Source organism: Kroppenstedtia sanguinis (assembly GCF_050433445.1).
GTDB classification, from domain to species: Bacteria; Bacillota; Bacilli; order Thermoactinomycetales; family DSM-45169; genus Kroppenstedtia; species Kroppenstedtia sanguinis.
Genome location: NZ_JBNPXF010000002.1, coordinates 154,544 through 180,270 on the forward strand (window position 1 = coordinate 154,544; position 25,727 = coordinate 180,270).

At 48.0% G+C, this 25,727-nt stretch carries 25 protein-coding genes and 1 pseudogene; 9 read left to right on the forward strand and 17 right to left on the reverse strand.

The window, feature by feature from the left end; all coding sequences use genetic code 11:
* Window positions 1-18: 18 nt before the first annotated feature.
* Complete coding sequence (pcrB, locus tag JOD24_RS02370) at window positions 19-741, reverse strand: heptaprenylglyceryl phosphate synthase (protein ID WP_380166217.1); 723 nt, start codon at window positions 739-741, stop codon at window positions 19-21.
* Window positions 742-895: 154 nt separating this feature from the next.
* Between pcrB and JOD24_RS02375 the strand changes: the two genes are divergently transcribed.
* Window positions 896-1,234, forward strand: a complete 339-nt coding sequence (locus tag JOD24_RS02375) for a hypothetical protein (protein ID WP_380166215.1) — start codon at window positions 896-898, stop codon at window positions 1,232-1,234.
* Window positions 1,235-1,944: 710 nt separating this feature from the next.
* Window positions 1,945-3,411, forward strand: a complete 1,467-nt coding sequence (gene proS / locus JOD24_RS02380) for a proline--tRNA ligase (RefSeq protein ID WP_380166213.1) — start codon at window positions 1,945-1,947, stop codon at window positions 3,409-3,411.
* Between the two features lie 199 nt (window positions 3,412-3,610).
* On the opposite strand, the gene JOD24_RS02385 is transcribed toward proS, so the two are convergent.
* Both JOD24_RS02385 and JOD24_RS02390 read right to left on the reverse strand, forming a co-directional pair.
* The gene (locus JOD24_RS02385) at window positions 3,611-4,516 is read right to left on the reverse strand and encodes a TIGR01777 family oxidoreductase (protein ID WP_429246257.1); all 906 of its coding nucleotides are present in this window, start codon (window positions 4,514-4,516) and stop codon (window positions 3,611-3,613) included.
* An 882-nt stretch (window positions 4,517-5,398) separates the two neighbouring features.
* A pseudogene (locus JOD24_RS02390) lies at window positions 5,399-5,954 on the reverse strand (cysteine hydrolase family protein).
* A gap of 702 nt (window positions 5,955-6,656) precedes the next feature.
* Between JOD24_RS02390 and JOD24_RS02395 the strand changes: the two are divergent.
* Window positions 6,657-7,292 (forward strand): LysE family translocator, encoded by a 636-nt coding sequence (locus JOD24_RS02395; RefSeq protein WP_380166207.1) that lies wholly within the window; start codon window positions 6,657-6,659, stop codon window positions 7,290-7,292.
* 168 nt (window positions 7,293-7,460) lie between these two features.
* Here the strand turns inward: JOD24_RS02395 and JOD24_RS02400 are convergent, their stop codons facing one another.
* The 7 genes from JOD24_RS02400 to JOD24_RS02430 all read right to left on the reverse strand — a co-directional run bounded on the left by JOD24_RS02400 (window position 7,461) and on the right by JOD24_RS02430 (window position 13,456).
* Window positions 7,461-8,201, reverse strand: a complete 741-nt coding sequence (locus tag JOD24_RS02400) for an ABC transporter permease (protein ID WP_429246258.1) — start codon at window positions 8,199-8,201, stop codon at window positions 7,461-7,463.
* Window positions 8,198-9,112, reverse strand: a complete 915-nt coding sequence (locus tag JOD24_RS02405; protein ID WP_380166203.1) for an ABC transporter ATP-binding protein — start codon at window positions 9,110-9,112, stop codon at window positions 8,198-8,200. The genes JOD24_RS02400 and JOD24_RS02405 overlap by 4 nt, the downstream gene beginning before the upstream one ends.
* Window positions 9,113-9,146: 34 nt before the next feature.
* A complete protein-coding gene (locus tag JOD24_RS02410) occupies window positions 9,147-9,752 on the reverse strand; it encodes a response regulator transcription factor (RefSeq protein WP_380166201.1) in 606 nt (201 codons plus the stop codon).
* Entirely contained in the window at window positions 9,752-10,849 is a 1,098-nt protein-coding gene (locus JOD24_RS02415) for a sensor histidine kinase (RefSeq protein ID WP_429246259.1), read from the reverse strand. The genes JOD24_RS02410 and JOD24_RS02415 overlap by 1 nt, the downstream gene beginning before the upstream one ends.
* 57 nt (window positions 10,850-10,906) lie before the next feature.
* Complete coding sequence (locus tag JOD24_RS02420; protein ID WP_429246260.1) at window positions 10,907-11,203, reverse strand: hypothetical protein; 297 nt, start codon at window positions 11,201-11,203, stop codon at window positions 10,907-10,909.
* A gap of 978 nt (window positions 11,204-12,181) precedes the next feature.
* Window positions 12,182-12,820, reverse strand: coding sequence for a nitroreductase family protein (locus tag JOD24_RS02425; protein ID WP_429246273.1), 639 nt, complete (start codon window positions 12,818-12,820; stop codon window positions 12,182-12,184).
* Between the two features lie 24 nt (window positions 12,821-12,844).
* Window positions 12,845-13,456, reverse strand: a complete 612-nt coding sequence (locus JOD24_RS02430) for a TetR/AcrR family transcriptional regulator (RefSeq protein ID WP_429246261.1) — start codon at window positions 13,454-13,456, stop codon at window positions 12,845-12,847.
* Window positions 13,457-13,588: 132 nt separating this feature from the next.
* Between JOD24_RS02430 and JOD24_RS02435 the strand changes: the two genes are divergently transcribed.
* A complete protein-coding gene (locus JOD24_RS02435) occupies window positions 13,589-14,767 on the forward strand; it encodes an MFS transporter (protein WP_429246262.1) in 1,179 nt (392 codons plus the stop codon).
* 567 nt (window positions 14,768-15,334) lie between these two features.
* On the opposite strand, the gene JOD24_RS02440 is transcribed toward JOD24_RS02435, so the two are convergent.
* On the reverse strand, window positions 15,335-16,516 hold the full coding sequence (locus tag JOD24_RS02440; protein WP_429246263.1) for a YhgE/Pip domain-containing protein: 1,182 nt from the start codon (window positions 16,514-16,516) through the stop codon (window positions 15,335-15,337).
* A gap of 237 nt (window positions 16,517-16,753) precedes the next feature.
* Window positions 16,754-17,533 (reverse strand): nuclear transport factor 2 family protein, encoded by a 780-nt coding sequence (locus tag JOD24_RS02445; RefSeq protein WP_380167590.1) that lies wholly within the window; start codon window positions 17,531-17,533, stop codon window positions 16,754-16,756.
* Between the two features lie 288 nt (window positions 17,534-17,821).
* On the opposite strand from JOD24_RS02445, the gene JOD24_RS02450 reads away from it, so the two are divergent.
* Window positions 17,822-18,412 carry a TetR/AcrR family transcriptional regulator gene (locus JOD24_RS02450; protein WP_380167588.1) on the forward strand — a complete coding sequence of 197 codons (591 nt, stop codon included), beginning with the start codon at window positions 17,822-17,824 and terminating at the stop codon, window positions 18,410-18,412.
* Between the two features lie 279 nt (window positions 18,413-18,691).
* Here JOD24_RS02450 and JOD24_RS02455 read toward each other — a convergent pair whose 3' ends face one another.
* The 3 genes from JOD24_RS02455 to JOD24_RS02465 all read right to left on the reverse strand — a co-directional run bounded on the left by JOD24_RS02455 (window position 18,692) and on the right by JOD24_RS02465 (window position 22,236).
* On the reverse strand, window positions 18,692-19,009 hold the full coding sequence (locus JOD24_RS02455) for a YerC/YecD family TrpR-related protein (protein ID WP_380167586.1): 318 nt from the start codon (window positions 19,007-19,009) through the stop codon (window positions 18,692-18,694).
* Between the two features lie 78 nt (window positions 19,010-19,087).
* Complete coding sequence (locus JOD24_RS02460; protein WP_380167584.1) at window positions 19,088-20,077, reverse strand: DUF3048 domain-containing protein; 990 nt, start codon at window positions 20,075-20,077, stop codon at window positions 19,088-19,090.
* A 386-nt stretch (window positions 20,078-20,463) separates the two neighbouring features.
* On the reverse strand, window positions 20,464-22,236 hold the full coding sequence (locus JOD24_RS02465) for an adenine deaminase C-terminal domain-containing protein (protein ID WP_380167582.1): 1,773 nt from the start codon (window positions 22,234-22,236) through the stop codon (window positions 20,464-20,466).
* A gap of 131 nt (window positions 22,237-22,367) precedes the next feature.
* Here JOD24_RS02465 and JOD24_RS02470 point away from each other — a divergent pair, with 131 nt between their 5' ends.
* From JOD24_RS02470 to JOD24_RS02485, 4 genes are all read left to right on the forward strand, one after another.
* Entirely contained in the window at window positions 22,368-22,616 is a 249-nt protein-coding gene (locus JOD24_RS02470) for a YgaP family membrane protein (protein ID WP_380167580.1), read from the forward strand.
* 12 nt (window positions 22,617-22,628) lie between these two features.
* Window positions 22,629-22,748: an EYxxD motif small membrane protein gene (locus JOD24_RS02475; protein ID WP_380167594.1), complete on the forward strand. Its 120-nt coding sequence runs from the start codon at window positions 22,629-22,631 to the stop codon at window positions 22,746-22,748.
* 81 nt (window positions 22,749-22,829) lie between these two features.
* Window positions 22,830-23,465 (forward strand): CBS domain-containing protein, encoded by a 636-nt coding sequence (locus JOD24_RS02480; RefSeq protein WP_380167578.1) that lies wholly within the window; start codon window positions 22,830-22,832, stop codon window positions 23,463-23,465.
* A gap of 235 nt (window positions 23,466-23,700) precedes the next feature.
* A complete protein-coding gene (locus JOD24_RS02485) occupies window positions 23,701-23,922 on the forward strand; it encodes a hypothetical protein (protein ID WP_380167576.1) in 222 nt (73 codons plus the stop codon).
* Between the two features lie 40 nt (window positions 23,923-23,962).
* On the opposite strand, the gene JOD24_RS02490 is transcribed toward JOD24_RS02485, so the two are convergent.
* Both JOD24_RS02490 and JOD24_RS02495 read right to left on the reverse strand, forming a co-directional pair.
* A complete protein-coding gene (locus JOD24_RS02490) occupies window positions 23,963-24,970 on the reverse strand; it encodes a CDP-alcohol phosphatidyltransferase family protein (RefSeq protein WP_380167574.1) in 1,008 nt (335 codons plus the stop codon).
* 7 nt (window positions 24,971-24,977) lie between these two features.
* On the reverse strand, window positions 24,978-25,727 hold the full coding sequence (locus JOD24_RS02495; protein WP_380167572.1) for an ABC transporter ATP-binding protein: 750 nt from the start codon (window positions 25,725-25,727) through the stop codon (window positions 24,978-24,980).

The window sequence follows — 25,727 nt, forward strand, 5'->3', positions numbered from 1 at the left end:
GATCCGCACCTTTCCACTTTAATCGTCCTGCGATGCTCCGTTGGTTTCCGTTTCCTTGACCCAGCGGACAGACTGTAGCGCAGCCTCCAGGTCTTGATACACCAGGTTGCCCACGACCACGGTGTCAGCCGCCCGGCTCATCACCTGAGCCTGCTCTTCCCGGGAAATCCCGCCCCCGTAAAACAGACGAGACTTTTCCAAACCTTGGCGCGCTGCCCGCACCATTCTCTCCTCACCGTACATACCACTGTACTCCACATACAGAGCGGGCATCCGGAACAAAAATTCCGCCAAGCGAGCGTAAGCCGTCAAGTCGGCGGATTCCATCTCTGTCCGACTTTCTGTCAGGCGGGCCACCTTGGATTCCCGATGGAGGACCACATAGCCGAGGGCGGCTACATCCTGCCAAGGAATCCAGTCTCCATATTTCCGGATCGCCTGGTGTTGTGCCTCCACTACCCAACGGTGGGAGCTAGAATTGAGGACAACGGGGATCAGATAGCCGTCCGCACCGGGGACAACAGCCGATTCAACGGAAATCTCTTGGACACATTGCACCGGGTATTCAGTGATCCGCTGGATCAGCTCCCGGGAATTTTCATAAGTGATACCATCGGTTCCTCCCACGATCACTGCATCGGTACCAGCGGTACATACCTTTTCCAAGGCACTCTCGGACAGGGATCGGTTGGGATCCAGTTTAAATACATGTCGCCATGTTTTCATGCGTTCGGTCAGCATGCTCATCCTCCCAAGCCGCTCGTTCCATTCAGGATTATTATACACGACAAGGAAAGGGGGAAAAAGAAAGGCTTCTTCATGTTTCCGGGGAAGAATCCCACCCTCGGCGCATAGGATGAACGGAAAAGGGAAACCACGCCGGGGAGGTCACAAGGTGAAAAAATGGTTCTGGAGCGTGGTCATATATTACGGAATCTGGAGCCTGATGTTTTTCATCGGTTACTTGCGGATCCAAAGCCGGTACCACTTGTTTGGGGGAATGGAGCCTTCTCCTGTGCAACATGAGCTCCTCTGGTTCTGGGTCAGCGGGTTCGGACTTTTGTTTGTCCTTCCCTTGGGAGTCAGTCAAGTGGTGGCGGGGATTCTCTCCTACCGATATGCTGCCTCCCATCCCCGCACCTGGATTTCGCTTCTGTTGGGATTTGTTCTGTGCATCCCTGCCATCATCTGCTGTCTCTTCGAATATGCACTGTTTATCCTGCTATTTGCTTAACATGGGGCTTGGGAATGAGGACACAGATCGTAATGAAGCTAGAAACGTTGTGATTTACATCTATCGGAGGGTCAGATGGCCTTTCACATTCCGGCGTCTAAGTTCTACCGATCCGATCCATGTGAAGCCCAACCAGGCGTGTTGGTTATCCATATTTTGGGCGAGAAATAAGATCGGGGTGGTGGGACGGTGAAGAGCCTTTGCGCTCTTTGCAAGAGATCGAGCCGTCCCACCATCCCCGTCCCCTCAAGCAATATTTTACGATGGAGCCAATAGGTAGAGAGAAAGGTCAGTTTTATTTCCTCCACTCATTTTCTGGTTAATCAACAGCCCTGAAACCCCATCCTCTCTGTGAACAGTTTTCCCACAACTTCTAGGACGATCAATCTCCAAAGCGTTATCCTTGATCCGCAACAAATTGACAATGCGTTTTCCACCTGATATGATTTTTCCGAAGAAGGTGATGAAAGGACCCGCAGGTACGACTGTGTCCCAGGAAGTCGGCCCTCGACTGGAAGGTCGATGCACAGGTATCTGTTCCCCATCCTGGAGCCGCTGGCGACGAGCCACGCCGGATGCCCTTCCGTTATCGGGATCGAGTGGATCGCAGGTGCTCTGCGGTCAATCGGGGTGGTACCGCGGGTTGAATCTCCCGTCCCTTTTAGGGATGGGAGATTTTTGTTTACCATGGGATCAAGGAGTGATTTCAGATGGGCGATGAGAAAAAATTTGTGAAGGAGATCACCCCCCAGTCGGAGGATTTCTCCCGCTGGTATATCGATGTCATCCGAAAGGGAGACTTGATGGATTATACTCCCGTCCGCGGCTGCATCGTGTTCAAGCCGGATGGGTATGAATTATGGGAGCGGATTCAGGAGGCGATGGATCGGCGATTTAAGGAGACAGGACATCGGAATGCTTATTTTCCCATGTTGATTCCGGAATCTTTTTTACAAAAAGAGAAAGAGCATGTGGAGGGCTTTAATCCAGAGTTGCCTTGGGTGACCGAAGCCGCCGGCGAAAAACTGGAGGAGCGCCTGGCCCTGCGCCCCACTTCAGAGACGATGATCGGTCAAATGTACAGCCAGTGGATTCACAGCCACCGGGACCTGCCTGTGTTAATCAACCAATGGGCCAATGTGTTCCGATGGGAGAAACGGACCCTGCCCTTTCTGCGGACCTCGGAATTTCTCTGGCAGGAAGGACATACCGCCCATGCCACAGAGGAGGAAGCCCGTCAAGAGACGATGCAGATGCTAGAGATCTACAGAGAAGTGGTAGAAGAGGTACTAGCTATCCCCGTCTGGAAAGGACAAAAAACCACTAGTGAACGGTTTGCCGGAGCAGTGGAGACCTATTCCATCGAAGCGATGATGAAAGACGGCAAAGCGGTCCAGGCGGGTACTTCCCACTATCTCGGAGAAAATTTCGCCAAGGGATTCGATATTCAATTCCTGGACCGAGACAACCAATTGAAATATGTACACACCACCTCCTGGGGCACCTCCACCCGCCTGATCGGCTCTATGATCATGGTTCACGGCGATAACCGCGGGCTCGCCATGCCCCCCCGCGTGGCCCCGACACAGGTGGTGATGATCCCCGTCGGTCCAATCAAACTGAGGGAGAAGGTCATGGAACAGTTCGACCCACTGTTCGATGCTCTCCAGGCGGCAGGAGTGCGCGTGAGAGCCGACCTGCGGGAGGAGACACCGGGTTGGAAGTTTAACGAATGGGAGATGCGCGGTGTTCCTCTCCGTCTGGAAATCGGACCCCGTGACGTGGACAAGGGGGAAGTGGTGTTGGCCCGCCGGGACACCGGGGAGAAGATGGCAGTGGCGATCGATCAGGCGGTTGAGAAGATCGGGGAGCTGCTGGAAGAGATCCAGAAGAACATGTTCCAAAAAGCGCTCGCTTTCCGAAAAGAGCACTCCCATCTTCATATCGATACCTTGGAGGAATTGAAAGCACATATCGCCCAAGCGGAGAAAGAAGATCAAGTGGCAGGTTGGGTGTTGGCCGGCTGGTGCGGAGCCGACGCCTGTGAAGCCAAGGTGAAGGAAGAGACCAAATTCACTTCCCGTAACATCCCCTTTGAACCGCCGGTCACCAAGGAGACCTGTATCGCCTGCGGTCAAAAGTCCCAACATACCGTCTGGTTCTCCCGGGCGTATTAAAGCCCCACCAAAAAAAAGAAGCCCCACAGGGCGCTTGCGCCAAAACGTCTGGAATCCCTCCGTCATCAACGGAGGGATTTTGCTTTTCCCCTGATTTCATCCATTCCACAAGATTACGGGCGGATTGGATTGCGATTCGCAAATGTTAGATCCGTCGGGGGCGGGGATTCAGTTATGTTCACTTCGATTCCCTGATAATTCACACCAGTTCCCGCAACGTCTCTTCCAGGTCGGTGTGACGAAATTGGAAGCCCGCCTCCTGAAGCCGTTTGGGGATGCAGTTGCGTCCGGTGAGGGCCAATCCGGGATCCGCCCGCATCACCAACACCGCGCCTAACCGCACCAACGGGGCGGGGGCCGGCGGTGCCCAGCCTTTGCCCATGGCTTTTCGCAAGGCGGCCATAAAGCTTGCATTGGTCACCGGAGCGGGGCCGGTGGCATTGTAAATTCCCTCCATCGGATGGTCCAAGGCATATCGGATCATGGCATGGAGATCCTCCAGATGGATCCAACTGATGTACTGTTCTCCCGATCCGATCTTTCCCCCGAGACCATAGCGAGCCAGTTTGGCGAGCGGTTCCAGCGCACCGCCGTCCCGACCCAGCACAAAGCCGATCCGCAGCAGCACCTGTCGTATCTCCGGATGGTTCTCCGCAAAAAAGGCTTCCTCCCACCGTTGACACACTTCCACCGAGAATCCCTCACCATGTGGGGCCTCTTCGTCACATTCCTCGCGGGTATCCCCGAAGATGGCCAGTGAACTCGCCTGGATGAACACCTTTGGCGGCTGTTGGCATTGTCGGAGGGCGTGATGAAGCACCTGGACGGAGTCCAGTCGGGAATTCATGATCTCCTCCCGGTTCTTTGCAGTGTACAGGCAATTGACGCTTCGCCCCGTGAAATTGACGATCGCCTCCGCCCCCTCCAGCTCCATCGCCCAATCCCCCGGAGTTCTCCCGTCCCACCGGACATACCGGATGTCCCCCTCAGTCCGTCCCTCCCCCCGGGTCAACACCGTCACTTTGTAATCGCGGGATACCAGATCCTGCGCCAACGCCTGCCCCAAAAACCCTGAACCCCCAGGGATAATCACTTTCCGGCCCATCTCTCCACTCCCTTTGTGATGATCTTCACAAGATTTCAGATCCATTCTACCTGATTTGTTTCAACAATTCAAAAAATGAAGGTCCCAGGGTTGATGACGCATCACTAAAATATTGGATTGATGGCAAGGAAACTTTAATCAAAATTTTGATATTAGTGGATATGCTACACCTCAATTCAGTACAATGGGCTGGACTAGTTGTATGCAAAAATGTTTAGCAGGCAAAGGTATGTCGGCGTGAGCGATTTCTTTATTAGCTGTATTATGCGGTGCTTCTTGCACCATTGGAGTGCCTGCAACAGCAGGAACTACTTGTTATGCTTGCGTAAATACAGCTGGAATGATTGGAGTAACTACATAATGAATTGTTGGGAAAAGAAATGCAAACACAAGTGAATTAAAGATACTTATGAAATTTGGTGATTAGATGAAGCTTAGACAATGGTTAGTCAGAATTTCATTTGTATTAAGCGGTTTATCCATAGTCATCTTTGCAATTGTTTTAGATCAAGGTCTAACAGCTTTTATCCTCGCTGCTGTCTTTGTTGCAATTGCCGGGTTTTTAATGAAAACATAGAAATATGATGTAAGGTTGTTTTCATTGCAAGTAAAAGACTTGAGATCCATTTGGGACTCAAGTCTTTTTTCTGTTATACAGTGAAAATCAGGGATGACACTCCTCATATTCATCCTGAGCATCAGTAATCGCCAATTTAGAATATGCCTCAAAGAATGGAAGAGATGCCCCTTTGCCCTTGATAGTATGCTATGAATCAAGTTTGCCCAGATTCTTTTTATTCTTTAGCCTCATCAGAGGAGCCGGTTTTTTTATGACCCCTCCTTTCATTGCCGTCTCATCTTTGAGAAACCAGGCCTTCAGGATCACAGATGGGCGATCAGGGAGGCGGTATCCGTCACCTGGGTGAACTCACCGTGTAAACTGGCCAGATGGATGCGATGAACCTCCGCTGCCGGAATCCGATTCCCGTCGAGATCCTTCCGATCAAAGGTGGCGGTAGCATCCGACAAAAGCCAAGAATCAAAGCCCAGGTTCCCCGCCATCCGGGTTGGTGGAGACGCAATGATCCGTGGTCAGACCCGCGATCACCAAGGATTGAATCCCTTTTTCTCGGAGGTTCTCTTCCAGGTCCGTCCCGATGAAGGCACTGTTTACGTACTTCTCCATGACCGGCTCTCCCGCCAGGGGACGAGCTTCCTGCTTGAAATCACAACTGTCGGTGTCCCGGTGAAAAAGAGAACTCCGGTTCCGAGAGAGGTGACCAATATGGAACACTGACCATTCTTTTGCACGCCAAACCGATAGCAACTGCTCGATATTTTCTTCTGCATGAAGGTTGTTTCGCGGGCCCCACTTTGGGTCATCAAAGGCTTTCTGCACATCAATCAAAAGCAAGCCTGTTTTTGAGGAGAATTTCAATATCTCTGTTCCCTCCTCTCTTGGTTGTAACTGACACCACAAATATTCGGTACTGAGCAAAAAAACACCTTGCCACAGGCGTGTTGAATAGACATATTTTAGGTGGGTAGATCCTGTTCACCCACGCTCCGATACCATACCACAAGGAAGTAGAAGCTGGCCGCTCCAAATCTGACCATCGGGCAGGGGCAAAGCCTTACCGGAAGCAACTCAGGGAAGATGTTGCCCCTAAACGCCCTCTCTCCAGATTCTCCGCTGGGTAGGATGGCTACCTTGCCATCGAGATTGTAGTGCATGTGGAACAAAGGTCGCTTTGCACCCATAGGGCACAAGTCTCGCTAGGGACGCTTCCGCACCCAAGTCTCGCTTTGGCAGCACACGACTCCCTTCCACCACCCATTTTCTAGTTAATCAACAGCACTGAGTTGTTTAAATGACGATATGAAATCGGATTTTCATACCATGCTTTTCAGTTTTTCTGTATAATAAAAGGGAATATTTCGATATTCATTGGAGAGAGATTAGCATATCATTATAACGAAAATGACAGGGCTGTTGATTAACCACAAAATGGATGATAGGAACAAAACGATCCTTTCGCTCTTCACCGTCTCACCATCCCAATCTTATTTCCTTCTTAAAATATGGCTAATCAACACGCCTGTGAAAATGATTTTTTATGGAAGAAAGGTGTGTGACAACATGTTTTCATTTATTGTCGTTGTGTTTCTTTTATTTTTAGTCCCAGGTCCTGCAGTGATTATTACAATTTCTCAAACGATAAAAAGCGGAAGAAAAAATGGTATTATGACTGCTTGTGGGATCGCCTTAGGGGATAGTATTCACGTGTTGTTTGCTGTTTTAGGGTTATCAGCGATATTATTAAGTTCTGCTTTAGCATTTGAAATCGTCAAATATATCGGAGCTCTTTATTTATTTTACTTAGGGATTCAAATGTTACTTACAAAGACTAAACAAAAAGAAAAATCAAACCTCGAACAAACGTCTGTGTGTATAAATAAAAGCTCGAGTTGGAAATCAATTAAACAAGGCTTTTTAGCGGAAATATTGAATCCCAAAACAGCATTATTCTTTTTGGCATTTTTACCTCAATTTATCCAAAATAGCGAAAGTAGCGTGACATTACAACTTCTTGTTCTGGGTATTGTGTTTGTACTAATGAGTATTGCATTCACTTCCTTTTTGGCTTATTGTACAAGTTTCCTTGGAGCAAAGATGTTCAAAACATCAGGCATTTTTGCTAGTAAAGTTGAGAAAATTGTTGGTGTGATTTATATTGGCTTAGGCATACGTTTAGCCCTTCAAACTCAAGAATAGATGACGATATGAATGATACGTTGGAAAACATGTAAACGGTTCGCATGTAGTGCTTCCAATGTCACTAATCTGATTGTGATTAGGCTATACGGTGTTGTCACCACAGCCTGTGCTACAACTTGCCCAATAAAAAACGTTTTTTGTAAAGATTCCTCAAACATGATCATCTTATTCCCCGCTCCAGCGGAAAAACCGTGAGGACAAAATGATAGATATAATGGCGACACCTACAAGAACCGCAACATCCACGCCATTCTCCCAAATCGGTGTGAAATTCCATGTTTGCCTTATTAAATCAATGACGTAGTAAAGCGGAAGGAGGTGGGCGATAACACGTAATACGTTTGGCATCCATTCGAGCGGAAAGGTGGCTCCCGATAGAAAAATCATCAAATTCAAGGCAAGTGAACTGATGGCTGAAGCAGTCCGAACGTTTTTGGCAATGGAATTGATCAACAGTCCGAACGGGAAGAAGGCAGCCAGGCTTAATAGGATTGCCAATAAGGTACTTCCCAAATATTTCGGTACATGTAAATTGAAGACGAGGTGTCCAAAAATGAGAATAATTCCGGCGCTGATGGTAAAAATGACGGTTCCCTGCACGGTTTGCGCCGTTAACACCATCCAGGGCCGCACGGTTGTGACCTGATAGCGTCGCAAAATGCCTTTTTCACGATAGTTGGCCATCACCGTCCCGATTCCGAAAAACGCAGTGGTCAAGATGTTCACGGCAATCCAAGATGGTATGTAAGCATCGCTGTATGTCATTCCACCGATTTTTGCGCTTCCGAACATCTCTCCGAATAGCCAGATCATCAGAACCGGAAATAAAAAGGTCCAGAACACGGCCATTTTTTCTCGAAAAAATAACTTTGTTTCCATTACCGACAGTTTCACAATTTTATTCATGTTGATCGCTCCTTTAACAGGTGGACAAACAAATCTTCCAGCGTGCCTCGCTCGAAACGGAATGCGGCCACTTTCCAACCGCGTTCTTCACATTCTTTTAAAACCAGGTAGGCAGAACGCTGGAGATTCTCCGTTTGAATTCTCACCCGATCCCCGGATTTCTCCACGTGAATCACGCTGGGCAGGGAGATCAATACATCGGGATCCACATCGAAACTCTCAAACGCTAGGTAGTTTGTCGCTAGGTCTTCTAGCAACACATTCGGTTTTCCAAGTGCCCGGATCCGGCCATCGTATACCATGGCGATCCGATCACAAAGTTTTTCGGCTTCTTCCATATAATGCGTTGTGACGAGGATGGTGGTTCCTTGTTCCTTCAGGGTATGGATGACTTCCCACAACTCGCGGCGTGCTTGCGGATCAAACCCCATGCTCGGTTCATCCAAAAACACGATTTCGGGTTGATGCAAAACAGCTAAAGCGAGCGTTACCCGTTGTTTCCATCCACCGGAAAGATCCTTGAAATACGAATTGAGTTTGTTTTTCAAATGTAACTGTTCAATGATGTCCACCAGGCCGTGATGTGTGTCATAAAAAGAGGCAAACAGATTTAGCGCTTCCTTGACCTTTATTAACTCTTGTATGGATGTATCCTGAAACTGCACCCCGATTTTTTTATTTAATTGATAGCGGTCGGATTCCTTGCCGGGGTCATGGCCAAGTACATGTACCTTTCCGGAATCTCTTTTCCGCAATCCTTCCAGAATCTCAATGGTTGTGGTCTTACCGGCTCCGTTTGGACCGATGATACCGAAAATTTCGCCTTTTTCGACCTTAAACGAAACCCCCTGTACGGCTCGAGTTTCCCCGTACTGTTTGGTCAAGCCTTCAACTTCAATGACATGTTTCATATTTTTTTCTCCTTCTCTCATAAGAAATGAAAGGTTATTCCGGTAGCCACCCTTTGTTTTCGGCAATGGCGACGGCATCCATTCGGTTTCTCGCTCCCAGCTTCTGAATAATTTCAGAGATGTAGTTGCGGTTCGTAGCTGGAGAGAGATAGAGAGCCTTACTGACTTCTTTGACTGAATCCCCCTTCTTCAGGTGCAACAAAATCTCGGATTCTCGTTTCGTAAGTGGGTTTATTTCTTCCATCATGGAAAAAGTAAGATGTGGGCTAAAGACACGCTTGCCCGCGTGAATTTTTCGCAGTGCTTCCGCCAATTCGGACACGGGCATATCTTTTAGCAAATAACCCATTACTCCGGCCTTCACGGCACGTTGCAGGTACCCGCTTCGGGTGAAGGTGGTCACGATGGCGACCCGGCATTCACTGCCTTCATCCCTCAACTTTTCCGCTGCCTCCAGTCCACTTAACAATGGCATCTCTATATCGAGCACGGCAATATCGGCGTTTTTTTCCTGAATCAGCCGTAGGGCCTGTTTACCATTGTCGGCTTCCCCGACAATTTCAATATCTTCTTCCAGGGCCAACAACTGGCTGACCGCGCCCCGTAGCATTCCTTGATCTTCCGCAATGACGATTCTCATTAGATTCCCTCCGTTATCGCTGGTTTCTTAACTTTTGGCACGACGATCGTGATTTTCGTCCCTTTTGTTTCCCCGGTTGTCATTTCAAGTTTTCCTTCGATCAGCAACAACCGTTCTTTCATGCCTAGCAGGCCGCTACCGAACCGGTCGTGTTTTTCCTTCGCTATGCCAACCCCATCATCCCTCACCTGTAGAATATATCTCCCGGGGTCTTCTTCAAGTCGAATTGTGCAAGTGCGCGCACCGCTGTGTTTCACGACGTTGGTGACACATTCGCGAAGACACAGGCTCAGGATATTTCGAATAATCGGTGGGGCCTCACCAAGTTCATCATTGCGTTCCAATTTGAATGAAATCCCGGCTGACTCACAAATTTTGGCCGCCCGCTGGCACTCTTCGTCAAGATCGATGGACTGCATATCACTGATCAGTTCCCGCACCTGCAACAAAACGGATCTTGAAATATTCTGGATTTCACGCGCTTCTTTTGAGGCTTGGTCGGGATTTCGGGGAATCAGCCGCTCCACCAATTCACCTTTCAACGTAATCAGAGACAAGGTATGACCCAACGTATCACGAAGATCACGGGCGATTCGCTGGCGCTCTTCATTCTTAATCAGTCGGGAAATTTCATCATTGGCATGTTGTAGCCCCAATTTCATTTCATGTGATTTCCGGATCATTCTCACCATATAGGGTAGCCAGAAAAGAATGAGAAGAATCGAATACCAGCCAAGGTACAATGGATTCGACTCTCGCAAGAAATAGAACCCGGCTGACCCGGCAAAAAGCGCAACCATGAGTACAGTCATTCCAGTAATTTTGCGGTAGGATGGGTACTTGCCAATCACCAATGCGGGATAAAAGCCGAAGCTCAATTCCCATGGGCTCAAGAAAGCCCCCCATAAAGCAATCGTGACCAGTTGAACAATGATGAAAAAGGTTCGGTGTTTCGCATTCATAATGCTGATCAAATGAGCCGTTGCGATTATAAAAAACAATAGATAGTTGTACCCCGTCTGTTGTGGAAAAATAATCATAGAAATCAATGGAGGAAGCAACATCATTGTTTCCCACGGTAGTCTGACGCGAGCCATTTCTCACCACCTCCATCGTTTTTCTCTATCATACCAAATGGCTTTGAGCCATTAACCTTAACCTCTTTCGTTGGTAATCGGGATCCCGGGAATTTGGGTCTGCTTCTTGCGTTTTAACCACATCGGAACCAACCAGATCGAAAGTAAGAAGACCACGACATGCACCGGCTGTGCAATAACTCCGAATTTATCTGCAGGGGGATTAGCCAAAACATTGAGCGACGACAACAGAGTGACACCTCCTGTTAGTAGAACATAATAGGCTGAAGGTCTAGCAGTTTTTCGAAACCACTTTACGAAAATCATTGCCCCGGCGATATTTGCGATGATCGAAGCAACCGCAATGGAGATCATAACCACAGGCCTGTCACAGCACCTAACAGGTAAGCTGTGGCAACACCGGTAGCCCCCGAAATAACTCCCACATCAGGCGTGTTGATTAGCCATATTTTAGGTGGGGAGATCGTGTTCTACCACGCTCGGGTTGCCATCCGGCAAGGAAGTGAAAACTGGCCGCTCCAAATCTTCCGATCAGGCAGGGGCAAAGCCTTACGGAAGCAACACAGGGAAGATATTGCCCCTAAACGCCCTCTCGTAAGACTTCTCCGCTGGGTAGGATGGCTACCTTTATTCCAGGGCTTCAGCCCATCGAGATTGTAGTGCCTGTGGCGCAAAGGTCGCTTTGGTAGCACACGACTCCCTTCCGCCGACCATTTTCTGGTTAATCAACAGCCCTGCTCCCACATATAAACCGATTAATAAACCTTTTCTCATTATTCCTTGTGCCTCCTTGATTTATTGTATTAAGAGCATATCGAAAAGCCGACGGGACCAGTAGTTATGTACATCACTTCTTTGAAATGATAAATATCATTTTTTTAGAAGGTTTTTCGGAGCGATTTCATGTTTTTATAGAAAAACAGTAGCAAAATCTACGGAATGAATCGATTGCGGAATCCTTTTGCTACTTTTTATAAAGTAGTATTTTCTATGTAATTTCTGTAACAAAAACGATCTGTCCAGCCCTTCACATGTCTGGCTAGAAAAGTCTTTGATAAGAAGAGTAAACTATATAGTAAGAGCTTTACATACTATCGAAGGTCTTGATTTACTTGAAGAGTTTCTGGAGATTATTAAGAAGGAAACTGGAAAGAAACCACCTATCGTCCCCATTTTTCCAAAGGACGGTCTCTTTTTGGTTTTCAAAGTAAAAAGGGGTGCCCCTTAGGTCACTTTTGTGACCTAAGGGGCACCCTCTTGTCGACCGATGCTTTCGGATTTGTGAATATTATAGACTAAATACTGGGACCCGTCTATCCAGCTTTATTTGGATTATTTCCATTGGGTGATATCATCAATTGGCAGTCGAACGGGAGGACGGCCTTCGTCCGCCGCTTTACCAATAGAAATAATAACGATTGGGATGTAACGCGTGGCATCAAGCCCAAATGCTTCTGCAATTTTTTCTTTGTTGAATCCAGACATCGGATTGGTGGCGTAGCCATGTGCGTAAGCTGTTAGCAATAATTGCATAGTGACAAGTCCGCCGTCAACCATTACGGATTCGCGCTTTTCTTGAACAGAGAAACTGTCAAATAACGGTACGACAGTTGAAAGGATTTTTTCCTTAATCTCCTGCGGCATGTGGCCGAGTTCCACCGCTCTACCGTATATTTCATCGGCGCGGTTCGCAAACTCGAGATCACCAAACACGGCAATGACCGCTGAAGAGGTAATAACTTGTGTCGAATTAAACGGTGCAATCTCAAGCAACTTCTCCTTGGCATCCTGACTTTCAATGACAACAAACCGCCAGGGCTGCAAATTGAACGCTGACGGCGCAAGCGTTGCCTCCTTCAATATTTGGCTCATTTCCTCTCGGCTAATTTTTACTTCCGGATTGTATTTTTTAATGGTACGGCGTCCATGAATAACCTCGTTAAAATCCAGAACAGTATTTGTTGGAGTCATCATGTTTTCCTGCCTTCCTTTAAATTATTTAGAGTCGAGAGAAGCGTGAGGATCACTGACAAGCAAACGATCGATAATATCAGTCAATGCTTGCCTTTTCTCTATATATTCTTGTTCATTCCATGAAAAAATCCCTTTGTCCAACCAGAAGGAAGTGCCCACCAGTAAAAATTCTACAGCTAGTTCTGGTTGGTGTGCATTGAATACTCCTTCTTCTACACCTTGTCTAACGATTTGTTTTGCATAGGGAAGTAAGGCCATAATTTCGGCAACAATCCATTTCTGATGCATTGTGCTGTTGTTTTCTTGATGAATGTATTCAAGTACGTCCACATCTTGTTCATTCGGAGAAGCTTCCGTAAAGATCCGTGTAAGCTTCTCTAAAGCATTCCATTGAGTACTTTCGACTAAGTGCTTCACTTTTTCGAGTCGTGAGGCCAAGGTGCGTTCACATGCGGCATTGATGATTTCTTCTTTGGATTGAAAATAGTAGTAGAACGTTCCCTGCGCAACTCCAACTTTCTTGACGATATCTCTGACGGAGGTATGCTCATACCCCTTTGTGGCAAACAACTTGATCGCGGCATTCAAAATCTCATCTCTGCGTTCCTGCGGGTCTTTAGAAATTCTCGGCATTATGATAGGTCTCCTTTTTGTTCACTCCTGTCATATTTTTAATAATACATGTTGACTGACAGTCAGTCAACATTATAAACTTATTTTACACAATGACTGACAACCAGTCAACAAAGGATAGGAGGAATCCTTATGAACAAACGAAAGATTTTATTAGTGCTTGGACTTTCCGCCGCGATTGTTTCTCTCGGCCAAAGTTTGTATGTTCCATTGCTCCCCGACCTTCAGCGTGATCTTCACACTTCTTTATCATTGGTTAACCTCACAGTTACTTTATTTACGGTCGCGATGGCCGTGATGCAGGTTGTGCTTGGACCTATCGTCGATCGCAGCGGCCGCAAAAGAATTCTAATTACCGGGATGATTATCTATGTACTGGCTACGATTGGATGTATGTTTTCTTTCTCTATTGACATGCTTCTCGTTTTCCGCGTCATTCAAGGAATCGGTGCGGCTGCAGTACCTCTGGTTGCTGCAACCATGATCGGAGATGTATTTGAAGGTGAAAAGCGGGCTGAAAGTATGGCCACATACCAAATGATATTGGGGATATCCCCTGCTGTTGGGCCCCTGATTGGCGGCCTGATCGGATCTGTATCCGGGTACACTGGCGCCTTTGGTTTTGCGGCGGCAAGTGCTGTTCTCATTATGTTTACTGCCTTGTTCTTGTTACCCGAAACCATGCCGACAATTTTAACTACCACAGGAAAACAGCTTGGACTAAAAGCATTTGGACGGATTTTTCAAAGCAAAACCGGTCGTGTCGTGTTGTTGTGCGGTTTCGTTCTTTATGATCTCTTTTACACGTTGGTTGTATTTCTACCCACGATATTGGAGTCCCAATATAATTTGGGCGCTGCCACTATCGGTGTTTTTTCCCTGGTGTTAATGGCCTTTAATCTTGTTGGTAGTAAACTCAGCGGAAAACTTCAAACCAAAATTGGTTCTGTAAAATCACTGTTTTGGGTCAGCTCTTTTATCGTGGCCAGTCTTGTTATTTTTATTTTTGCCGCCCAGCTTTCGCTTATAACATTACTTATTGCATTAATGCTTACCGGTTTTGTAAGTGGACTGGCAATGCCTGTGCTGCCAACCTTATTATCGGCAGAATTCGTTCAAGAGCGAGCAACTGCGATGGCGGTCTACAACTTTGTCCGTTATTTGGGTATGGCAACAGCACCGATGATCGGTAGTATTTTATATCCCGTCGGCGGTATAGCTTTGTTGATTGGAGTAACGGCTGCCTTTGTTGGAGTCGCCGCAATTGCTACTCATCAATTATTGCCGAGAAAGAACGAACAGACAGCTTAACCAAATATCATGGTAGCATCAGAAAAAAATGCGGATTTACAACGTTGAGGAAATTTCAATATTAAAAAGCCTAATGCTCAATATAATGTACCCTATTAAGTAGACACCAAATAAATCTACCAATAGGGTGCTTTTTTGTATAATTAAGAAACACAACTAGATATAACATGGAGACGGGAAAATAATAAAAAGCGTCATCTAAATCTGGGGAGTGATTTCCAAAAGCAATTGTTTTGCCATGATCGATGAACTGCGCCATCATCACTCCTTGGCACAGTAGACTTTTGAGGAAGTCTACAAAGTTGTCGAAAAATACATTACTACAAAGAGCATTTCCAGAAAAAAAATGGGGCGACCTTTCCTCTGTCGAACATCGGGAAAAAAGTCGCCACATAACCGTTCTTTTTTCATTGTCTACTTGAAGGGTCCAGACCATGTCGCCTTTTAATCATTTGAACTCAGGCACCAGAAAATAGGCAGCAGAAGGGAGTCATCTGATTTCGTATAACCAACCGATCAAACCACATGAATCTCGACAATGCAACATGGGTTGCTCTTACTTTATTTTTAACCCTCTGTAACAGAGGTAGACACTGCATCTGTCCCTCGAGCTGCCTTAAATCCGGAAGCGAGCAGCAGGACCAAAAATACACCCACGACACCCCACAAGACGGAAGCATTTGAACCAACCGCACCCAACCCGCCGAAGTACATCACTTCCCGCAACCCTTCTGCCGAGAACCGTAACGGCGTCCACGAATAAATCCAATCTCGCATCGTCTGTGATAAGAACTCCGGAGCCATGTTCAGCAACGGCACGGAGAAGAACATCAACAGTACGAGTAACGGCATAGCCGGGAATCCGATCCAATTCAGCAAAGAAGATTGCAACAAGAAGAACGCCGACCCGACCAGCCATAAGAACAACCCAGTCTCTCCCGCCTTCGCTAATTCCATGCCGTACCACGATGAAGCCATCCATATGGTTAAGCCCGACGCCATGCCAACAATCGCCAGTCCCGCGATCGCTTGTAGCGCGCTGACCGTCCACCTCCTTGAACCCGCGGCGACCGCTTTTTTGCCAGTCAGGAACAAGACTATTGCGGTCACCAGACATCCGATATACATCATCTGGGTCAACAAACCCGGCGCATTCCCCGACGCATTGTTCACCCCTGGCGGATGCACAACTTCCTCCTGAACCTTCACCGGTGTCATTAAAGCCTGAGTCATCTCAACCGGAATTTTCCCCCCTGTTTTCTGCCTGATCTGCCCAAGCAGCTGTTGCGACAGCTCCCCACCGATCGTTTTCATAGCTTGCCCCAATCCCTGTCTTACAACCGTCGAGGCTTGAGTATTCATCCCCTCATTGACGATGATCTTCACATCAGGGGGAGCCGGCGAGGGAGTTGCTAACGAGAGCAATCCGCTACTGAGATCCGCCGGAAGCAGCAACGCTCCATAATATTCGCCGTTATCCATCCCTTTCCGGGCTTTTCCCTCGGAATCCACGACATGCCAGACGAAGGGCAGTGCCGAGTTCGACGTCAATTTCTCACGGATCTCCTCCCCTACCGAAAAAGTTCCTCCAGTCGGCAGCTCCGTCGGCTGATCAAGGACAACGAGGGCCACCGGGAGCTCCTTTGGCTTCGATCCAACTGTCCCCAACATGGCCGCCCCAAATATGATAAACACGACCAGGACAATCGCCGCTCCCAGCCACATCATTTTTTGTTTCAGCATTTTCATGATCTTCTACTCCTTGTCTCTTCACCACAATGTTCATTCGCGAAAGGATTCCTAAAGAATATGGCTGGTTCAGCCACACGCACTGAATCGCAATCAACAAAAACATCCCTGCTCTACAAAAACGCTTCTTTTATTCCTTTGATAATAAAGTGGATCACCCAAGTACTTTCGTGATATGAAAGACATCGCCGTCATTCAAGTCGGCGATGTCTTCTATGCGATTCAGTTACACGAACTTCAAAATCTACTGTTCGCATTTTTTCGTTTCTCCAACGGCAGGATGGCCTCGATTACGTCCCAATGCTCGGCAATTTTTCCATTCTCCACGCGGAACAAATCGTAGAATGCAGTAGGCTCACCATCAATAAGACCTTCACTCACCGTAAGCACAAAATTGCCTTGACCGATCACCTTATGAATATGAGTATATTGCATCTCAATGCCTTGCTCCTCCATGGCCTGCACCGAGGCGAGGAGACCGGAAAGGCCGTCTGCAATATCTGGATCATGCTGAATGTAGTGATCCCCATAAAAATAAGAGGTAAGCAAGTCCCTGTTCTTCCCCATCATGATATTCTCGACAAAACTTTTAACATATACTTTGTTCTCATCAGTCTTGTCGATCTCCTGAATCGTGACCGGTCCGTCGATCATCGTATGATTGCTTGGTGTCTTTTCCACCGCTTCCTGCAAATTATCCCAATGTTCGACGATCAGTCCATTCTCAAAACGGAAAATATCAAAGACAATTTTGGGACCGTGAAAATCATATAGGGAATGAAGGGCAACATAATCTCCATCGACTAAAGCTCGCCTAATGCTTACCTTTGTACCCATTTCCTTTAAATGATCAAGTGCATCCAACATAGCCTGACGGCCATCGAGTAAAGCTTGGTTATGCTGAACATATTTATCTGGATGAATGTAAGCCACAATCGCTTCGGGGTTGCCGCTCTCCATACTTTCCAGCACAGCGATTGCCTTACGGATAAGTTCATTTTGATTGTCTGATGTCATTAGAGTTTCCTCCTTATTTTATAAAAGGTTAAAATTCCAGTTTGGGATCGATCGAATGGATCTCAGATCCGTCCGAGCAAAAACAATCCTCCGCCCTCTTTATATACCTCCTTTCAATTAGTCATCAGATAAATAATGAACTACATATTGTTTATTTATCTATTGCTCATTATAATAATGGTTATTACATCAATCAATGTCCAATATTTCTATTTTTGAAAGATAAAATGCAATCTATAAAGGTTTGTCGCTTAACGATTCAAATTTCATTTAGGGGGAACGAAAAGGATGAACAAAAAAACCGATTTAAGAATACTGCGTACTAGACAATCGATTCGAAAGGCGTTTTATGAGCTTATTCAGGAAAAGGATTATGAAGCGATCACGATCCAAGATCTTGCCGATCGGGCGATGATCAATCGAAACACTTTTTATCTCCACTACGAAAATAAACCTGACTTATTAAATAGATGCATGGATGAGTTGTTGAGCGAAATAAAGGACGTCATCGTTCATTGTCCAATTAACATGGATCCTTTCAGTATCTCTAGGCTCGAAACCGTCATGCAATCTGTACTGGAGCATATTTCGCACAACACTCCTTTTTACCATGCCATGTTAATTGGAGAAAATAGAATATATCAGTTTCGTGCAAAAATGGAAAATATCATTAAAGATAAACTAAATAAGGGTTGGTCTGATCAGAGAAAGATATCCAAGGAATTGCTACTCGAATACCTTGTATCATCTTTCATGGGGGTTATCATTTGGTGGCTTAAAAACGATCAGCCGCTTCCTGAAGATGAAGTTGCATCTCAGTTTAGTAAAATCGTTGCCTTCGGATATTTAAAAACTACCGGCGTCGCCGTCGAGGAATAACATTCGCGAAGGTGGAAGTCACACAGCATGGGTATTGATTATCCATATTTTAGGTCGAGAGATCCTGTTCACCCAGGCGACCGTAGCCATCCGGCAAGGAAATGAAAACTGGCCGCTCCAAGTCTGACCATCAGGAAGCCACCATCCCCGTCCCCTTGAGCCATATTTTACGATGGGGGCGATGGATCGCTTCGTTCTCATCATCCACTTCAGGGTTCATCAACAGCTCTGGTCCCGTCATCACATATTAAAAAACGCCGGGAGCAAGCTCCCCGGCGATTATTTTTGTGCACCTTCATCTGGTTGTTGTTCCTTCAGTCGATCCAGAGCCATGGTGTAACCGTCGGTCCCATAGTGCAGACAACGCTTCACCCGGGAAATGGTCGCCGTACTGGCACCCGTATCCTCCTCAATCCGGTTGTAAGTGAACCCTTCTTCCAGCATCCGAGCCACTTCCAACCGCTGAGCCAAAGATTTGATCTCACCCACTGTACACAGATCGTCAAAAAAACGATAACACTCTTCAATGTTGTCTAACGTCAAAATTGCAGCAAATAAATTGTCTACTTCTTTTTGTCTCAGTTTGTCCAATTGCATCCCGATCCCCCTTTTCCCTGACAAACCGCACTTTACCCCTTTAAAATAGGAAATTCGACAAACTTTGCCGACCTCCTCCTATTTGCTGTATTCAAGCCCTCCCTCCACCGGCAGGACATTGATCCATGTCTTTCCGGGGGCAAAGGGTGCCGGCTTTCCATCGATCAACGGCAGAATCCAGCCCTGTCTGTATTCCCAGCGCAGTGGCCAAGCTTTGCCACCGCGAAAGAGCACCCCTTCACCCCCATTGGTGATTCCCACCTCTCTGCGACCGGAGGAATCGATGATTCGGTGAGGTGCGCGGATCACCAACAAATTGTCCATAGCCAGAGGTGTCCCCTTCTCCCGATCCACCTGTTTTTTCCCTTGGGTATAGCGGATGTAACGGCCGGTTTCCGGATGATAGCGATACCCCACTCGGTACAGTCGATGATATTTCAAATCGATATGAGATGCCACTCTTCCCTTATCAGGCTCATTACGGTTGAAAATGTAAGGGCTTTCAACAGTGCTCTCATCAACCCCTTTTTGCTTGACCCCTTTCCACAACTGTTCAAGATCGGTATAGAGATTATGGGGAGATTGGCGAAAGTCTACGCGTCGAAACCAACGGTTGTCCCCGTGAATGCCGTCCAGACTGGGAAGCCCCTCTTTACGAATTCGCAGTAAAGCTTTCGGAGATCCGCCAGCATGGGCCACCACCGCTTCAGGTCCTTGGGCCAGGTCGAGGAAATAAGGCCGGACGCTTCGAACCGGGCCCACAACCCCTTTGCTTTCCCCATAGTAAAAGGCAGCGAAGCGGGTGATCTCTCCCTCTGCCAGAACCTCTGCCACCAGGTCCGCCTGGCTTAATCCCGACTGAGGCCTCGCCTGAGCATGGTTATTCACCATCACCATCAAGAGGGGGCCCTCTGCCTTCTGTTTCATCACTTCGCCCGTCAACGGATGGGTCGTCTGCGTCTCCCGTTCCCTATCGCTCTCTTTGTCGGGGGAAAGAACTCCCGGCAGTGAACAGCCGGCCACCATCCATAAAAGCACTCCCACTCCGACCCAGACCCTGTATCGCATCTTACCACACTCCCTCGGAATTGGAACCCCCTTTGAGCGTATCGTGATGCAGTGTTTACTGATTGAATACTCGATTTCAAGGTTTCTTATTTAATGGTTCGACAGGGTCTATCCGTATCCTTTCATCCACTTGGCACCCATTTTCCCCAAAGAGCTGCCTCACTAGAAGCGTTGTGAAAAAATCGTCCTAAGGTCGCTTCGCTCCCCCGATGAAGGGAGGGTGGGGTTGCACCTGAAGTGATTTTGGATCGATAGAACAACGAAAAAATCATATGAGGCTCCGTCCAGGCCCTCTGCAAAGGCAGTAAATCACAATATTCATCGATCTTGAAGGGTCAGATAGTGAAACTCATTTGGCGTTAGGCGGACCTCTCCGGCCTTTCCATTCAACTCAACCGCTCTGCAGGAACCAACACCTTTTTTTCCTTGATCTGCATCAAACCATCTGCGGTCAGGCGGACCTGGGGTAAATGGGTGGAAGAAAGAAAGAGAAAGGTATAGATCGGATCATGGAAAGGATGGTCGTGTTCTTTCATGCGACGGAGAAATTCCTCCGTCTGGGGGATCAGCTGACTCATGGGGAGCAGACTCGTTTTTCCAGCCAGCGGAAGCGGAAGATTGTACACTTCCTCCCCGTTTTGCACCCAAGTAATCCCTCCCCCTTGTTCCAGAGCACGGTTCGCAGCACGAGCCATCGCTTTTGGGTCCCTTCCAAACAGCAACAAATCCTCCGATCCGTTATAAGTGCTGACCAAGCCGTCAATATCGCGGCCGAACCCTTTCACCACCGCTTTGGTGATCCACTTCCCCTTTCGATCCGCCAGAGCCACCAACAATTCCGCTTCACCCAAAGGAAGGTGCCACCCGCTCCCTGTTGGGGACTCTCTCCACTCCAGCTTGGTGATGACCGGATTGAGTAACCGGAGAACGGGAATTTTGCCTTCTGAGGCTTGTGGGAGCTTATCCAGATGTTTAGGACGAACCCACCCCTTCCATCGTAGCTGGAGAGTGGGATATCCTGCCCAGTCCACTTCGGGAAAGGTACAAAGGAGAGAGCCCGCCTCCGCTACCAGTTCCCCATCGACCAGCACTCTCTCCGGCACCGGTTCCTCTAAGGAAGAGAGAATGTTGATATCCGCAATCCGCCCTGGCGCAATAGCTCCCAGATGCTCATCTACACGATAGTAACTTGCCGGATTCAGAGTCACCATCTGATAAGCACGAACCGGCGGACAGCCAGCTTCCATCGCTGTTTTCAAAGCATAATCCACAAACCCAGCGCGAAGATAGGGAGGTGTGGGACCATCCGTGGTCAACATCAGCCGCTGCCAAGGAATCTCCCCTGGCCATTGGAGCAATCCCTGGATCAGTTTTGGCAGATCTGGACGCAAGGAACTATGCCGCAGTGTCGTTATATAGCCCAATCGCAGGCGATCCAACACCTCCTCCGTTGAGATGCTCTCATGATCCCCGGTCACCCCTGCCGCCGCCAGACGAGACAGAGTGCGAAAGGAAGCTCCAGGGGCGTGCCCTTCCACCCGGATGCCCCTTTTCCTCGCTTCACTCACCCAGCGAGTCTGATTTTCATCCTCCTCCAACAAAGAGATCCAGTCCGTCAACTCCCCGGCCTGCACCACAGAAGAGCGCCTCAATTCCTCAGCCACCCGGTCCCCGCTAAACAAATACCGGGAATCCTCATTCAGATGAGACTGGGCATCTAACCGTGCCCACCACAACATCTTGACCGGGAGGCGATCCAGCTCCGCCAATAACCGAGTCCAATGCTCCGGGTCCATACGGGTGAAAAAGAGCAGGTTGTCATTGATCAGGGTGGTGGTCCCTCTCTTGAGAACATCTTGAGCCAGAGTGACGGGATGATACAACTGAAAGGGGTGGGCGTGAGGTTCGATGTACCCGGGCACCAGCACCTTGTCGGTGACATCGATGACCCTGTGGGAATCAGGGAGTTGGATTCCCCCGTTTTTTAAATCCCCTACATAGGCGATCCGCTCACCATAAAGGGCCACATCGGCAAGTTCTAGCTCTCCCGTGAACAGATTGAGCACCCGACCCCCTGCAAGCACACAGGTAGGCAACCTTTTTCCTGTCGCAGTTGCGATCAATTTCTCCAAATCTTGCCGTCGAATCCGGTGGGTCAATGATCTTTCTCCTCTCTGCTCCATTTTTCACTTCCATGCTACCACAACCCATTCGAGACCGTCCTCCGTATAGGGGACAGACTGCTGATCATAATAAGAGCGAAAACATCCACTAGGGGAGGTGAAGGATGATGCAAAAAAACGTAGGAACATGGGATGCACTGATGCGAATCACCTTCGGTTTGACCGGACTGGCCTGGGGGATCGCCCGGCTAGCTCAGCGCCCCTTCGGTCTGATGCCGCTGATGGTGGCCGGTTTGTCCGCGATGAAAGTGGCGGAGGGAATCACCCGTTTTTGTCCCATGCTATTCGCCATGGGAATCTCCACCCGGAATACCGGACCGCGGCACATGAACACTCTGGATCGACAGGAGGGGTAAGTCTTGGAACAGATGTGGGCTCTTAACGACAAATGGAACGATTACTCCTTTGTCATCCTGACCGTGGTGGGTTCCTTGGTGGTATTGGGGCTGGTCATCAACCTATTTCGCCGTCGAAATAAAAATCGGTAGTCTTTTCCGCTACGAAACCCACATTCCCCCTTTGGAACCAACATATATTGGGGTGACCAAAAAAGGGGGAATTGAGTACACATGTTTATCCGCAATTGCATGACTCCCCGTTCCGCATTGGCAACGGTCTCACTAAACGCCACGGTCCAAGAAACCTTGGATCTGTTGGAACAACAGGGCTTGGATTCCGCTCCCGTCGTGGATGATCAGGAGCGCTTGGCAGGAATCACCGGGTACAAAACCATTTTCCGATCCCTTCAACAGCAGAAGGGATGGGAGACTTCTTTTCGCAATCAACCGATTGTGCGACTGGTGGAGCCGATTCAATCACTCGATCTGGACAGTGACTTTGAGGAAACACTGCCCTTGGTGATCCGCCATCCATTTGTCCCCATCGTGGATCCCAAGGATTCCACCTTGGCGGGAATTGTAAAAATAAAGGATATTGAATCAGCCATGGCCGTCGCCATGGGGTATGGGATCAAAGGGATCCGGATCTTGCTCGGGGTCGTCACGGACTCCCCTTATACACTGGAACTCCTGTTGGAGGCTTTAAAGCCTTACCAGGTAAATATTATTTCCGTTACCACTTTCGATGCGGGAGAAGCCGCAGCTCGACGGATCCTGTTGAAACTCGCGCCTACATCGAAGGTGAAAGCGATCCGTGAAAACCTGAATCGACGGGGTTTTCGGACCCTCAGTGTGAAACAAACCTAACCCCCTTTTTTACCATACTCCGCTGTCCAGGGCGGAGTTTTTTATTTTTTTATTCACTTCTTCAAAAAATTTCCCTTGAATCTTCCCCTGCCTCCCCTTTATTTTAGAAGAAAGGAAGATTTGCTTCTCCTTTCTGCCATCCGGTAGATCGGTGGCAATCCAAAAGAATCATGTTATGATATACAGCACGGGGAACGTATGATCGAGATGTTTCCACAGAGGAGAGTGAGAAAGTATGTCTCTGACCGAAGAAGAAAAAGAGACCGTGATCCAATTTGACGAAGCGGGACAAACCGCCTTAGTCTATACAGCCAGTTGGGGTATGGCCCGTAACCTCAAACGAGCCGGCTACACCCCTGTTAAAAAGACACAAGGCGCTTGGTGGTTTGAAGTTCCCTTGGGAGCTCTCAGTATCCAGGGGGAAAAACTGACGATGAGTCTGGATTCCCTCGGATAAAAAACGGACCCCCTGATGGATCAGGGGGTCCGTTTTTTAGTTAACGATTCCCAACTGCCTCTGTTTCCTCAGAGGGAAGAGTAGCTTCAATCACTGCCGTGGCTGTTTCAATCTTGTCCTGTTCCCGCTGGAAGTCCTTGGTGGACAACCAGATTTTATACAGGATAGCAGCTTCAAAGGCCAGCAGCAAGATCGTCCCGAAAAAGATGGCCTCTTTTATAATTCCAAAGATCGGCGCCACAACAAACACAAACATCTGGAATTCAATCCCACTAAACAGATGCATTCGAATCCGCTTATTCAGGAAGAATTCCCTGATTTTCATGTAAGTGGTGAACTTCGACTTGAACTCCTGTTGCAGATCAAACTTTTTCTTCTGCGTCAATTCGGTGTTCACCGTTTCGTGATCCCGCTCAGTTTCATCTTCCTCTTCTTCCGGTTTGTCCGTCTCTTGCTCCACCCCGGTCGCAGTTTCTTTCGGAATATCGATGACGATGCCGGCGGCTTCGCCGGTCCGTTTCAATTTGCGCTTGGCTTTACGCAGTTTGCCCCGCATCTCCCGCCGCAACTTGTACAACTGAAGGGCATTGATATGGCGTGCACAATACGCTGCCAAGAACAAAAAACCGAGATACAGGTAGACGACATCCCCCGTAAGTTGAAACTGGCTATAGGTGAGGGCTGCCGCAGCAAGAACGACCCGAATATGGTCCAAACTGATATCCAACAATACCCCGAAGGTGGAACCCGTCCCTTTCAGGCGGGCAATTTTTCCATCCATACAGTCAATGATGAAACTGATATGGTATAAGATGGCACCTACCACCAGAGCCGTGGTGTGCCCCTGAAAAAAACAATAAACGGATACCATTCCCAATGCAAAGGAGAACAGGGAAAGCTGATTGGGCGTGATGTTCGTATGGTTCGCCGTGGGCACGATCAAGCGTGAGGCAACAGGATCCACGAGCAATACCGTCCACCAAGCATCCTTTTTCTTGTAAGTCTCCTTTACATCTTCTAAAGAGAATTTAGCCCGGTCCCCACTCAAAGAACCATCACGCTCCTTTCTTTTTTTTCTTTGTTTTCTTTTCATCCTGGTACTTATCGATCATCTCGTCGATGGTTCCCACATCCTGCACCTGGCCCTGCTCCAAGATCAAAGCCCGATCACAGATTCGGCGCAAGGGTTTCAGACTGTGGGAGACGATGACTAAAGTCTTTCCCGAATCGCGAAGTTCTTCCATCTTGGCATAACATTTTTGCTTAAAGTCCTTATCCCCAACCGCCAACACTTCATCGATCAGAATGATGTCCGCATCGATGTGGATGGCGATGGAAAAACCCAATCGGGCCTTCATTCCCGATGAGTAGAATTTGACTGGTGTATTGATAAACTCATCCAGTTCGGAGAACTCCACGATCTTTGGATACATTTCAGCGATCCGTTTTTTATCCAAGCCAAAGATCGCACAATTCAAGCGAATATTTTCTGCACCTGTCAGATCTCGGGAGAGACCTGCTCCCAACTCAATCAGAGGGGCCACCTTTCCTTGAATCTTCACCTCGCCAGAATCGGGATGAATGATTCCGGACAGCACCTTGAACAGTGTACTTTTCCCCGCTCCATTTTTTCCGATGATGGCGTAGGATTCCCCCTGGTTCACTTGGAAGGAAACACCATTCAAAGCCGTAAATTCTTTATAACGTTTTTCCCCTTTTACCAACGAGATGAAGAAACCTTTCAATGTTTTATCATAGGCTTTCCGGAAATACTTGGTCAGATTGTTGACGACAATCGCTTCCAT